Below are 12,589 nucleotides of genomic sequence, written 5' to 3' on the forward strand. Positions count from 1 at the left end.
AATTTAACAGGATTTTCAATTCACATATCATTTTCAGTGTGTTTTGTCAACTCCTAATACTGAACCGACGCCCTAGTTACACAAAGGCTTTAATTGTTTTTGGAGATGTCTTTAGGACACAGACCGTGCTTTCTACCTACGGAATACCTGTATTTTATCAATAGAAATATGCCGTTAATTCTCCTGACAATCCTTTTGCCGGGATCAAAGTTTTTTATCAATATTTATACTGTGTTGTTTTTGTTTTTAACTGCTCGATTGCCAGGTCTAAACTAAGCAATAATCTTTTAGGAAAATTGTCACGAACAAAAAACGGTTATTAAAGCAATCACGGTATATGAATAATTGTCAAAAGCGGCGTATAAAAAATATAAGAAAACCCCAAATTTCACAAACAATGTGAAAAAAAAGGCGAAGAAAAGGGTTGCCAACAGGTGAATAAAAGTTTCAATCAAAAAAATGATCGGCGCAAAAGCGACAAAATCGAGTATAATATAGTATTGCTAAATTGAGTCGCAGTTCAGAAATACTGTTGAAAAACTAAATTTATTGAAATAGACAGGTGCAAATTGAGGATTGAAGGCGTACCCAAATTGACTAAATATTTGCTGATCGGTTCCACAAAAGCTTACAGTGGCAAGTCTGCCATCGCCCTGGGGATGGCACTCGGACTCCGGGACAAGGGGCTGGCCGTCGCCTACGGCAAACCTCTGGGAACCTGTTTCAGCTCGCCAGGAGCTGGGATCGAGGAGGAAGACGTGCGGTTCGCGGTAGAGACGCTGAAGCTCTCAGAAAGTCAGATGCCGTCAACACTGCTGTATTTGGATGAAGAGACGGTTCACAAGCGTTTGCGGGGAGAAGACAAGGCAGATTACCGCCAGTCTTTAGCACAATATTTGCAAGCTCCCAGCGGAGACTTGGTGCTGTTAGAAGGCCCAGCTAATTTGGAGGAAGGCAGTCTGTTTGACTTGTCTTTGGTTCAAGTCGCTGAGGCAGTTGATGCCTCTGTGTTGTTGGTAGCCCGCCCGATCGATCTGTATGTAGACGATTTGCTGTCGGCTAAACAGCGTTTGGGTTCGCGGTTGCTGGGGGTGGTACTCAATGACGTTCCCTCGGACAAACTCGAATCCGTAACGGCGACTGTGCGGCCTTTTCTGGAGGCTGCGGGTATTCCAGTTTTGGGAATGTTGCCGAGAAGTGCTTTGCTGCGAAGTGTCAGCGTCAAAGAATTGGTGCACCAATTGAAAGCTGATGTGCTCTGCCGTAAAGACCGTTTGGACTTGATGGTGGAAACCTTGACAATTGGCGCGATGAATGTTAGTTCTGCTCTGAAGTATTTCCGCAAAGCGAGAAATATGGCGGTGGTGACGGGGGGCGATCGCACGGACATTCAGCTAGCGGCTCTGGAAAGCTCGACTCAGTGCTTAATTTTGACAGGCCACTTGCCTCCTTCTCCCCTGGTGATTGGCAGGGCAGAAGAAATGGAAATTCCGGTTTTGTCTGTTGATTTGGATACCTTAACCACGGTGGAAATTATCGACAGCACCTTTGGCAGCGTGCGCCTGCACGAACCGATCAAGGTGGAATGCGTTACTCAGCTAATGGCAGAACATTTTGATCTTGATGGCATGATGGCATCCTTGGGCCTGAGCGATCGAGTCCATTAATAAGAGAGCCGGAGCTGAGGGAAGAAGGTATTCAGCAGAGAGAATTTTTTGTTTAAATAAATAAAAAGCTAAAATTCTTAAATTCTCAATTTTTCTTGAATTCTACCTTGAACTCCGGCTGCCGAATGTCTTGAGACATTCTGCCTTCTGGCTTCCTCAAATCAGCCGCTCCTCTAGTCTGATCTGGTAAATCAGCAATTCTTAACTTCTTTTTGGCGGCAATGGCTAGTGAGTCTGCTAAAATCCACAACGTAGTTTTATTTAATTTAATAAATTCTTTGAGTCAATCAATTGAGCTACCCAGAGTAGATGATTTTTTACAAGAACTTGCGGCGATCCAGCAAACCGGCTCCAAGCGGATTGCTCTTTTGGGTTCTCGCCACGTTCCTATTACCCACCAGCAGCTAATTGAGATGCTGAGCTACGCCATAGTTCTGGGAGGCAATCAGCTCATCACTTCTGGCGCTACAGGCACCAATTCAGCCGCAATTCGGGGGGCAATGCGAGCAGATCCTAATCTGCTGACGGTGATTTTGCCACAAAGTATGAGTCGCCAGCCCCGGGAGTCTCGCGACCAACTCGAACAAGTGATACATTTGGTAGAAAATCCCAAAAATGATAGCTTGTCTCTCCCGGAAGCAAGCGCCATGTGCAATCAGGAGATTATTTCTCGCTGCCAGCAACTGATCTGTTTTGCTTTTCACGAAAGCCACACTTTGCTGAAAACTTGCCAGGATGCGGAGGAACAGCGCAAGGTAGTTACTCTGTTCTATTTTGATTGAACTGCGAGGCGGATGATGCTGTTGGGATTGCCTGTGTCGGTTATTCTGCTTGATTGTATTGCTGCTGCGGCTGCGCTGGTTTACGCACCGTTTTTGGTGGTTGCCGTCGCCCGCTTGCAGCTAGGCTACGATCAAGCAGCCCCCCGCGCTATGTTTGAGAGGTTGCCTGCTTACGCTCAACGGGCAACTTGGGCTCACCAAAATTCGTTTGAGACGTTTATGCTGTTTTCAGCCGCGGCTTTGATGGCTTTTGTGACGGGGGTAGATTCGGAACCGGCAGGTTGGGCTGCGATCGCTTTTACGATCGCCCGGTTGTTGTTTTCGGTTTTCTATATTCTGAATGTGCCGCTGGGGCGATCGCTCATGTTTGCGATTAGTTCTTCTTGCACTGTTTCTTTATTCTATTTCAGTTTGATGACTGTTAATAGCTAATTGTCAGTAGTTATTGGTTATTGGTTATTGGTTATTGGTTATTAGTTATTGGTTAGTTGTTAATGCCCAATGCCGTGTTTGGCTAATGCCGTGTTTGGCCAATTACCAATTACCAATGCCCAATGCCCAATTCCCAATGCCCAATGCCCAATTCCCTATTACCCATTACAAATTACTAATTTATGGCTGCTAGTTATTCCTTTGATATTGTCAGCGATTTCGATCGCCAAGAATTAGTCAATGCTGTTGACCAAACAACGCGAGAAATTCAAAGCCGCTACGACTTGAAAGATACCAAAACCACTGTAGAATTGGGCGCTGAAGCAATTACTGTCAATACCGACAGCGAATTTACTCTCGATGCAATTCACACTGTTTTGCAAACTAAAGCCGCCAAGCGCAATTTGTCTCTGAAAATTTTTGATTATGGGAAAATTGAAGCTGCTAGTGGTACTAGAGTACGCCAAGAAATCAAACTGAAAAAAGGGATTGACCAGGAAATTGCCAAGAAAATTACTAAATTAATTCGAGATGAGTTTAAAAAGATTCAAGGCTCGATTCAAGGTGATGCAGTGCGCGTTTCTGCTAAGGATAAGGATGATTTACAGTTGGTAATTCAACGCTTGAAGCAAGAAGATTATCCCGTGGCTTTGCAGTTTACAAATTACCGCTAAATTGGATAGTTTCTATGGGCTTCAGTCCTCATACGTGGTGACGAATCAGGACTAAAGTCCTGACTTCAAACAAGTTTTTATCGACTTAATATTAAATATCTAAACCCGTGACTGTTAAGTCGGGAGGATGTTCGACCACAAACTGGTAATATAACTCTTGCTTTGCTTGCGGCGGCAGAGACATTATCCATTCTAGCAGCCCCATTTCACCTGCTACTATCTTCGGATTAGTGAGAGTAGATCGCACTTTAATTTGTTCATTGCGGCTGACTGGCAATTGCTCTTTTAGTGTCAGGTGTACCTGCACCTGCTGCAAGTTAGTCACATTTAAGCGATAAGCGTAACTCATGCGCCGCTGCTGGCCGATCAGTTTTTTATCTACTTGTCTTTCCACTAACTCCCGCTCTATTTTTAACCGTTCATCAATTCCTAAATTAACTTTATATTCTTGGCCGGGGGAAACATTTTCTAACTGCACACTGCCGACAAAAGTGTTATCGCGAAAGATATTTGCTTTACCGGGCAGAAGAGTTGCACCTGTCAGCGGATTTACAACAACTGCTTGCAAATAGGCAAAACTGACTAATCGCGGGACGGCTATATATTCAGGTTTAAACGGATAATTTTCGCTGAAAATAGTGACTTTGTGCGGCGTGCCGTCGCTGGGAATGTTGGTATTTCCGCCTACTTGAAATGACACAGTGCCGCCTTCTATCGATACTTGTGCGATCGCGGTTTGAGCTGCTATGGATTCGGGTGCGGCAGCAGCACCGTCCCCAGCCATCATTGCAAATTGTGCCTCGGTTTCCATCTCTAATTCCATATAGTCTCTTTCCATTTCTGCTCCCGCAGTCGCTCGGGTGGGTTTCATCAAAATTTGTCGGGATCGAGCTGATCTTGGGTGAACAATATCGATAAACCAGGGTTGGAGTTTTGGTGGCAAAGTTCCCATTCCGGGTTTAGCTGTGGATAAAGTCAGCGCTACTCCCGCCCAATCTTCCCCTGTATTTTGATTGACTTCGGCTAGGTAATTGAGATTAATTTGGTTGTTGGTAGTGTTGACTCGCAAGTCGTAAAGGGGAGTCCAATTTGCTCGCCTTACTACATAGGAAACTTCTAGTTCAAAATTGCCGCTGCCACTTGGTTCGATGGCGACAATGATGTTAAAACTTTGCTGGGAATCGGGACTTTGTACTTGCCACAACTGCTGCCGTAAAGCTTCTATTTGATTGTCTAATTCTTGCTGCTGTTTTTCGTGTTGGGCGATCGCACTTACATATTTTAGGTAATTAGTTCCTAAAAAGTTGAGCAATTCGCCAGTGTCGTTTAAACCTACCTGCTGTTTGGCGATGCCACTGGAAAAGAAACCAACGCTTTTTTCGCTCAAACCTTCCACAAATTTGAGTTGAATTTTCCGGGCGGTTATTTTGTCGTTAATTCCCCGTCTTTGGGTTTGTAACTCTTGAATTTGTTGGGTTAATTCGGCAGTGCGATCGCCCACTGGTTCGGTGCTAAATACTGTTTCGGTTCGCACTCCCAGCAATCGCACTGCAACTGTACCCGCACCCGTGGCCCTGACTGACTCTGTTTCGAGAGTTGCGGGTACAGAGGCGATCGCCAATTCTTGCTCGTTTCCCATCAGAGATACCGTACCGCGGCGCGTCACCAAAGCGCGATCGGTGTAAACTGTAACTTTGGATATGCTAGTATTTAGTGTTTTAATGGTATCAGAATTAAGTATTTCTGAGTCAGTCATTGTTAGTTGCTCCTATTTAATAACCGTTTAGTCGATCGTGCATTTTGCAAAGTAGTTTATTAATCAAACTCAGAAGTTATTGGATTATCTACAACGGGGGAGGCCGGGTTTACGAGATCATTAGTTTTATACATTGATAGTTGGTCAAACCTGCCCCTACAGTTTGATGTTCAAAATGCTAGCGCGGGGGTGGGCAGGTTTATGAGATCGTTAATGTTAGGCATTAATAGTTGATAAAACCCGCCCCGTGGGTTAATTTTAGCTCAGTGGCTCGATTCCTGCCAAATCCAAAATTTGAGGAATTAAATCTTCTCGTTTGACGGCCATCATGTGAACTCCTTGACAAATCTGCCGCGCTAGCTTGACTTGTTCGGCAGCAATTTTTATGCCTTCCTGCAATGGTTCTGGAGATTTTGCTAAACGATCGATCGTCTCTTGTGGGATGTGAACTCCCGGCACGTATTTTTTAATAAATTCAGCATTTTTAGCTGATTTAAACAAAAATATTCCTGCTAAAACTGGCTTGTTGCAGCCTGCAGCAACGTGGTGCATAAACTTATCCAAAACTTCAAAATCTGTAATTAATTGACTCTGAAAAAACTGTGCTCCAGCCTCTACTTTTTTCTCAAATCGACTTTGCAAACCAGACCAACTGGGGCATTGCGGATCGACGGCAGCACCGACAAATAAATCAGTAAATCCGTCTGTTAAAGGTTTGTCATTCCAGTCTAAGCCGCCGTTCATTTTTTGAATGACTTGTAACAGTCGTACTGATTCAAAGTCGAATACACTTTTTGCTTTAGGATGGTCGCCCGCTTTGACGGGATCACCTGTAAGTGCTAATACATTGCGTATGCCTAAAGCGTGGGCTCCCATGAGATCAGCTTGCAGACCAATTTGATTGCGATCGCGACAAGCAACTTGACAAATTGGCTCAATTCCGTGCTGCACTAAAATCGCCGAAACTGCTAGGGGACACATTCGCAACACTGCGCGACTTCCGTCTGTGACATTAATGGCGTGAACTCTGTTTTTGAGGCGTTCAGCCATTTGAATCGTGTGAGTTATGTCGCCGCCTTTTGGTGGGGCAACTTCGGCGGTAATTATAAATTCTCCGGGGGTGGTGCAGGCTGTGCGAAAACGGTTCATAGTTATTCCAAGGAAGAAGACACGACACTGATTTTGACACGGATACACGGATTAATTATCGAGGGTTCCTTCTGAGGGTGAAGGAACAAAACCCTTCGACTTACTTCCCTTCGGCTACGCTTTGCATGATTTGTTCAGAGTAAAAAGAAGGAAGAAGGAAGACTAATTAGGCAGAGAATAACCGAAAGCTGTTTTAACCTTAGTTAGAGTTTGATTCGCAATAGCTTCTGCTTGTTCTCTTCCGCGACGTAGTACAGACTCTAAATATCCCGGATCGTCCATTATTTCCTTGTATTTATCCTGAATTGGTTTGAGGGCATTAATTGTCGTCTCTGTCAGCAAGGGTTTAAAATCTCCCCAACCCATGTTTTCACACTCCGCTGCTACTTCTTCCTTAGATTTGCCGGAAAGTAGGAGATAAAGTGTCAGCAAATTTCTAGCTTCGGGGCGATCGGGGTCGTCAAATGTCAAACCCCGCACGGCATCGGTTTTGCAGCGCTTGATTTTTTTGGCGATCGCATCTGGCGAATCCAATAAATTAATTCGACTTTGTTCGGAAGGGTCAGATTTCGACATTTTGCGCGTGCCATCTGTCAAACTCATCACCCTCGCACCGTCAGGCCGAATTAACGGTTCGGGAAGTTTCAATACTGGCTTTTCGGATGTGCCGAATTGGTGATTTAATCTGATGACAATATCGCGGGTGAGTTCCAAATGCTGTTTTTGGTCTTCTCCCACTGGCACTTTGTCGGCATCGTAAAGCAAAATGTCTGCTGCCATTAACACGGGATAATTTAGCAAGCCTGCATTGACATTTTCACCTTGTTTAATTGCTTTTTCTTTAAACTGAATCATATCTTCGAGCCAGTTAATCGGCGTAATACAGTTGAGCAGCCATGCTAGTTCTGTGTGCGCCGAGACGTGGGATTGCACGAAAATAGTAGAATATTCTAAGTCGATGCCGCAAGCTAAATACAGTGCGGCGATCGTGTAAGTGTCGGAGGCGAGAGTTGCTGGATTGTGCGGTGCGGTAATTGCGTGCAAATCGACTACGCAGAAGTAATTTTCGTACTGACTTTGATTTTCTACCCAGTTGCGAATGGCACCGAGATAATTGCCGAGGTGAAGATTGCCGGTTGGCTGAACTCCAGAAAGAACGCGCTGTTTGCCCATGAGGAAAGAATAGAATTGAACTCACATTTCTATATTGACACGTTATTTCAATTTCAGAGCCTCTAATTTTCTGGCGGTTGACTGTTGAGTGTTGAGTGCTGACTGCTGACTGTTGACTGTTGACTGTTGACTGTTGACTGTTAACTGCTGACAACTAACAACTAACAACTAACAACTGACAACTAACAACTAACAACTGACAACTAACAACTGACAACTAACAACTGACAACTGACCAATTACCAATCTGTCAGCAACCTTGCTTTCCGCAAAATAAATGTCAGAACAGTTTCTTCGCCCGTAATAATATCGGCTCTGCCTTCCATTCCCGATTGAATCAAATACTGGCGGGGCATATTAGCCGGGGAGTTTCCGAAGAATTGACCGTTGGTGGATTTGAGTTTTGTTAAATAAGTTTGTTCAGGCTTAATTGCCACTTCGTAATAAGCTGTACCTAAATTATTAGTGGGATTTTGAGGGGCGATCGCATCTGGGGCGATTTCGCTGACGGTTCCTTTTAATGTGCCGTAATCGGGGAAAGGCAAAGCCGAAATCCTGATCTGTACGGGTTGGCCGATTTGGATGCGGGCGATGTCTTGGGATGTCACCTTGGCTTTGACTACCAGGGGTACGTCGCTGGGGACGATTTGGGCGATCGCACTGCCGGCTTGTACGGTTTGACCAGTATTTCGTACTTCCAATCTGAGAATTGTACCATCCGTGGGCGTGCGGATCACGCTATTTTCTAGTTTTAACTCAATTTGATTGAGTTCTTTTTTAGCTTGAATTAATTGTTGTTGAATGGACGATCGCTTGACGAGCAAAACCCGCCGACTTCGGCCCAGTCTCTCGGCGACATCCGGCAGCGATGTGGCGAATTTAACTAAAGCGGATTCGATTAATTCCTGTTGGGCGGAACTTTCACTTTCGATGCTTTTAAATTGAGCGCTGGCCAAAATTTGGTTTTCTAAGTCGCGCAGTTGCTGGTTGATTTGCTGTGCTGCTGTTTGAGACTGATTAATGATTTCTTGTAACTGCTGTTGTTGAGCGCCCAAACGCGAAGAATCTACAACTGCGATCGCATCTCCTTCTTTTACTGTCTGATTCTCGCTGACAGCAATGCTTTCGACGGTTCCTTCGGTGGCGGCTTGCACGACGCGCACTTCTCCGGCTGGACGGACGATCGCGTCTGCTTTGACTGTAGCGCTGTATTTGGTGACGCTAGCGAGGGCAATCACCCCGCCAAAGGTCGCCACCATCAAAATGCCGCCCAAAGTCGTCCAGCGGCTGACAGGGGGCAAAAACTGGTCGTTATCAAAGGTTTCAGCGGGTGTGGCTTCGGGAGTCAGAGACATGGCGGCTGGGGGAGAGGGGTATAGTTTGGAGTTTGGAGTTTTGAGTTGGAGAGGAGGGAGAAATCGCTGATTTGTTTTGTCACTTTTATGATCAGCTTTCCGGAAACCAAGTACCGGTTTAGAAGTCTAAATCAAAATTCACAGGGTAAAGGTAAAAATCCGCACAGCTTTGCCGTTCCCACCCACAAACTTCGCCAAATATGAAAAGGAGTGAAGCCAGCGGGCTACAGTCCTGAAAATACGGCGTTTCCACCATGAGTTTTGGCACTGTTACCGGGTTTTTCCTGTATGCGTAGGTAGTAAGTAAGTACATAGGTATTAATAGGAGTTATTTATGTCAAAAAATCAACCAGCTTCACTCTTCATCGAAGTAACCGATGGAGAATCTGCTACTGTCAACGGTGGCAACATTACCAGCGGTGTTAGCGGTGCTAAAAGCAACAGCAAGACGGATAACAGCAGCCGCGAGGGTCTCACTATGCTGTTTTTCCTGCCGCAGCCTAGCCAGCTTTATCTGTACGATCCGAGCCGCGATCGCGGTTACAAAACCCTAGTGGTTTAGATAGCTGAGTCAAGTTGTGCGATAAAGTGAATTTTGAAAATTTATCCGTAGTATTCCGGATGTCGTACAGGACTACAAGAAGTATTACTCAGTATTTACACAAGAATCTAGAAATTAAATAATATTTCTAGTTTCCCTTCAATTTTATTAAGTTAAACGGAGTCAAATCATGAAAGAAGCAAAGGACAATTCACTGTTTGCTGAACTCACCCCTGAAGAATCAGCTAGCGTCAACGGCGGTTACTATTATGCCAATCGATACAATTGTCAGCGGCAGCGGCGCAGTTGGGTCGTGTACCGCCGGAATTGCGACGGTTCATACAGAAGAGTAGTCCGCTACGCCTACTACTAAATTTTAGTGCTAGTCAATTCAGATCTATAACTGTGGAATCGAGAAAGCACCCATAACTTTATGGGTGCTTTTTGCTGATTGGGTAGTTGGTGATGAGTAATCTTCTTTATGCTCTACCATTATTCATTTTGCAAAATGTTAAAGAACATCCCTTTGATCGGCAAAATGCCATTATTCGGACAAGTTAACAGGTTTAAGAAATATCAGGTTGTTCTCCAGCAGAGCGAAGAAGATTGCGGGGCGGCTTGTTTGGCTTCGATCGCGAAATTTTACGGACAAAATTTTACTATTAGCCGCTTGCGAGAATGTGCGGGCACCGGTCAAAAAGGGACGACTCTGCTGGGCTTGAAACAAGGTGCTGAGGCGATCGGCTTTAATGCTCGATCGGTGCGAGCCGCGGCTGCTATTTTAGACCAAATTGAGGAAGCGCCTTTACCGGCAATTATTCACTGGAGCGGTTATCACTGGGTTGTTTTGTACGGAAAGCAGGGCGACAAATATGCGATCGGCGATCCCGCTGTCGGTATACGCTATGTTTCCAAAGAAGAATTAGCAGCAGGTTGGACAGATTGGCTGTGCTTGCTAGTAGAACCCGATGCTGAGCGGTTTTTTGCGGCCGCAGAGGGCCAACCGCCCGCCAATTCCTTACAAAAATGGATGCGCCGGATTGGGATTTATCGCCCGATTTTAATGGAAGCATTTTTGCTGAATGTGGTGTTGGGTTTGCTGTCGATTTCTTCGCCTTTTCTCGTTCAACTGCTCACCGACGACATCCTGGTGCGGGGCGACAGACAACTCCTGGCGAGTGTGGCGATCGCAGTTATAGTTATGAACCTTTTTAGCAGCAGTTTAGGATTGGTAGAGTCGAACTTAATTGCTCAGTTTTCCCAGCGTTTAGAATTGGGATTGGTGATGGAATTTGCGCGCAAATTCCTGCGATTGCCTTTGAGCTTTTACGAAACCAGACGCAGTGGCGAAATCGTCAGTAGATTACAAGATATCCAAGAAATAAATAAATTAGTTTCTCAAGTCGCTATCAGCTTGCCAAGTCAATTTTTTATAGCTGTAGTTTCTTTTATTTTTATGTTATTTTACAGCAAGGAACTGACTTTAGCAGCTACAGCTATAGCTCTGTTAATGACTGCCTCTACAGTGGTATTTCTGCCCGTATTGCAGCAAAAAACGCGCAGTTTATTTGTGCTGGAAGCAGAAACTCAAGGCGTTTTAGTAGAAACTTTTAAAGGCGCGCTGACTGTCAAAACTACTAGCAGCGGTCAGCAACTTTGGGAAGAATTTCAAACCCGCTTTGGTCGCTTAGCAAAGCTCACTTTCCGCACTACACAAATTGGCATTCTCAACAATATATTTTCTGGTTTTGTTGCCTCTGCTGGCAGCATTACTCTGCTGTGGCTTGGTAGCGGTTTGGTGATTGACAAGGTATTGAGTATAGGTCAGTTGCTAGCGTTTATTAGCATGAATCAAAACGTTACTACTTGGGTGAATTCGCTAGTAGGATTTACTGATGAGATGACTCGCGTGCAGACAGCTACTCAACGGCTGTCGGAAGTTATCGATGCTGAACCGGAAACTAAAGACGATACGAATAAACCTTTTGTAACTATTCAAGACCGCGACGGTATTGTTTGCAAGAGTGTTAATTTTCACTACCCCGGTAGACTTGACTTGCTGGAAAATTTTTCTGTCACATTTCCCGGCGGTCAAGCAATTGCTTTAATCGGCAATTCCGGCTGCGGAAAAAGTACGCTAGCAAAAGTAATTTCTGGTCTGTACCCGCTGCAATCTGGTAATATTAGAATTGGCGGCTACAACTTGCAGGATTTGTCTCTAGACAGTCTCAGACAGCAGGTAGTATTGGTTCCTCAAGAAGCGCATTTTTGGAGCCGTTCGATTCTCGAAAATTTTCGTTTGGGCAGTCCAGATATCAGCTTTGAACAGATTGTTAAAGTTTGCAAAATTGCGGGGGCGGATGAATTTATCAGCCAATTGCCTGATAAATATCAAACTGTTTTAGGCGAGTTTGGAGCGAATATTTCTGGCGGACAAAGACAAAGATTGGCGATCGCCCGCGCAATTCTCAACAACCCTCCCGTATTGATTTTAGACGAATCTACCGCAGGGCTTGACCCCGCAAGCGAAGCGGAAGTCTTAGAAAATTTGTTGATGTACCGGCACGGGAAAACGACGATTTTTATCAGTCACAGACCGCGAGTGATCGATCGCGCCGATTGGATTATCATGTTAGAACGCGGCCGATTGAAACTGCAAGGCTCGGCTGCAAAATTGCGATCGATTCCAGGAGACCATTTAGAGTTTTTGCATCCTTGAACGAGTTAATAAAACGACAGGTTGAAATCTGTCGCGACACAAACAACACCCGGCTGCGCGGTTCGACACCGAGTCAATCGATTTTAGATTAAAGATTAAAGATTAAAAAATTGAAGCATTGACCCCACGGATAAATTCGGGGGGCAAGTTTCATCGGAGACAAGTTTTTTATTTCTGGGTCCTGAGTCTGCTTTCGGAATGAATCCGGGGGCTTGTATCCTGGATGCTTTAGACATCTCCAAAATAGTAACAGTTCGTGGTAATATCACATCATAAAGCTTTTTTGACCCAGAAACATGAGCGACATACTCAATCATATTGAAGAGCATCCTAAAGAAACA

At 44.9% G+C, this 12,589-nt stretch carries 12 protein-coding genes; 7 read left to right on the top strand and 5 right to left on the bottom strand.

The window, feature by feature from the left end; translation table 11 throughout:
• Positions 1-569 precede the first annotated feature (569 nt).
• The 4 genes from Q5691_RS26380 (at position 570) to Q5691_RS26395 (ending at position 3,555) form a co-directional block, all read left to right on the top strand.
• Positions 570-1,667, top strand: a complete 1,098-nt coding sequence (locus Q5691_RS26380) for a phosphotransacetylase family protein (protein ID WP_333311938.1) — start codon at positions 570-572, stop codon at positions 1,665-1,667.
• 278 nt (positions 1,668-1,945) lie between these two features.
• Positions 1,946-2,449: a DNA recombination-mediator protein A gene (locus Q5691_RS26385; protein ID WP_190744281.1), complete on the top strand. Its 504-nt coding sequence runs from the start codon at positions 1,946-1,948 to the stop codon at positions 2,447-2,449.
• A 15-nt stretch (positions 2,450-2,464) separates the two neighbouring features.
• Positions 2,465-2,881: an MAPEG family protein gene (locus Q5691_RS26390; RefSeq protein WP_333216482.1), complete on the top strand. Its 417-nt coding sequence runs from the start codon at positions 2,465-2,467 to the stop codon at positions 2,879-2,881.
• A 182-nt stretch (positions 2,882-3,063) separates the two neighbouring features.
• Complete coding sequence (locus tag Q5691_RS26395) at positions 3,064-3,555, top strand: YajQ family cyclic di-GMP-binding protein (RefSeq protein ID WP_333216466.1); 492 nt, start codon at positions 3,064-3,066, stop codon at positions 3,553-3,555.
• Positions 3,556-3,646: 91 nt separating this feature from the next.
• Here Q5691_RS26395 and Q5691_RS26400 read toward each other — a convergent pair whose 3' ends face one another.
• From Q5691_RS26400 to Q5691_RS26415, 4 genes are all read right to left on the bottom strand, one after another.
• On the bottom strand, positions 3,647-5,311 hold the full coding sequence (locus Q5691_RS26400) for a mucoidy inhibitor MuiA family protein (protein ID WP_333348078.1): 1,665 nt from the start codon (positions 5,309-5,311) through the stop codon (positions 3,647-3,649).
• Positions 5,312-5,569: 258 nt separating this feature from the next.
• Complete coding sequence (locus Q5691_RS26405; RefSeq protein ID WP_333226390.1) at positions 5,570-6,460, bottom strand: methylenetetrahydrofolate reductase; 891 nt, start codon at positions 6,458-6,460, stop codon at positions 5,570-5,572.
• Positions 6,461-6,622: 162 nt separating this feature from the next.
• Positions 6,623-7,633 carry a tryptophan--tRNA ligase gene (gene trpS, locus Q5691_RS26410; protein WP_333216471.1) on the bottom strand — a complete coding sequence of 337 codons (1,011 nt, stop codon included), beginning with the start codon at positions 7,631-7,633 and terminating at the stop codon, positions 6,623-6,625.
• A 239-nt stretch (positions 7,634-7,872) separates the two neighbouring features.
• Positions 7,873-8,988, bottom strand: coding sequence for an HlyD family efflux transporter periplasmic adaptor subunit (locus Q5691_RS26415; protein ID WP_333348081.1), 1,116 nt, complete (start codon positions 8,986-8,988; stop codon positions 7,873-7,875).
• Positions 8,989-9,322: 334 nt separating this feature from the next.
• Here Q5691_RS26415 and Q5691_RS26420 point away from each other — a divergent pair, with 334 nt between their 5' ends.
• The 3 genes from Q5691_RS26420 to Q5691_RS26430 all read left to right on the top strand — a co-directional run bounded on the left by Q5691_RS26420 (position 9,323) and on the right by Q5691_RS26430 (position 12,248).
• Positions 9,323-9,550, top strand: coding sequence for a secretion protein HlyD (locus Q5691_RS26420; RefSeq protein WP_333311937.1), 228 nt, complete (start codon positions 9,323-9,325; stop codon positions 9,548-9,550).
• Between the two features lie 169 nt (positions 9,551-9,719).
• A complete protein-coding gene (locus Q5691_RS26425) occupies positions 9,720-9,902 on the top strand; it encodes a hypothetical protein (RefSeq protein WP_333166282.1) in 183 nt (60 codons plus the stop codon).
• 135 nt (positions 9,903-10,037) lie between these two features.
• Positions 10,038-12,248 carry a peptidase domain-containing ABC transporter gene (locus Q5691_RS26430; protein WP_333348084.1) on the top strand — a complete coding sequence of 737 codons (2,211 nt, stop codon included), beginning with the start codon at positions 10,038-10,040 and terminating at the stop codon, positions 12,246-12,248.
• Positions 12,249-12,343: 95 nt separating this feature from the next.
• Here Q5691_RS26430 and Q5691_RS26435 read toward each other — a convergent pair.
• A partial coding sequence (locus Q5691_RS26435) for a hypothetical protein (RefSeq protein WP_333348086.1) occupies positions 12,344-12,589 on the bottom strand: 246 nt, incomplete at its 5' end.

Origin of the sequence: Microcoleus sp. w1-18aA5, from assembly GCF_036701705.1 — a bacterium.
Taxonomy (GTDB): domain Bacteria; phylum Cyanobacteriota; class Cyanobacteriia; order Cyanobacteriales; family Microcoleaceae; genus Microcoleus.

Coding starts and splice junctions, on each gene's coding strand:
- Q5691_RS26390 (WP_333216482.1), top strand. CDS start 2,465: ATGCTGTTGGGATTGCCTGTGTCGGTTATTCTGCTTGATTGTATTGCT.
- Q5691_RS26395 (WP_333216466.1), top strand. CDS start 3,064: ATGGCTGCTAGTTATTCCTTTGATATTGTCAGCGATTTCGATCGCCAA.
- Q5691_RS26400 (WP_333348078.1), bottom strand. CDS start 5,311: ATGACTGACTCAGAAATACTTAATTCTGATACCATTAAAACACTAAAT.
- Q5691_RS26405 (WP_333226390.1), bottom strand. CDS start 6,460: ATGAACCGTTTTCGCACAGCCTGCACCACCCCCGGAGAATTTATAATT.
- trpS (WP_333216471.1), bottom strand. CDS start 7,633: ATGGGCAAACAGCGCGTTCTTTCTGGAGTTCAGCCAACCGGCAATCTT.
- Q5691_RS26415 (WP_333348081.1), bottom strand. CDS start 8,988: ATGTCTCTGACTCCCGAAGCCACACCCGCTGAAACCTTTGATAACGAC.
- Q5691_RS26420 (WP_333311937.1), top strand. CDS start 9,323: ATGTCAAAAAATCAACCAGCTTCACTCTTCATCGAAGTAACCGATGGA.
- Q5691_RS26425 (WP_333166282.1), top strand. CDS start 9,720: ATGAAAGAAGCAAAGGACAATTCACTGTTTGCTGAACTCACCCCTGAA.
- Q5691_RS26430 (WP_333348084.1), top strand. CDS start 10,038: ATGTTAAAGAACATCCCTTTGATCGGCAAAATGCCATTATTCGGACAA.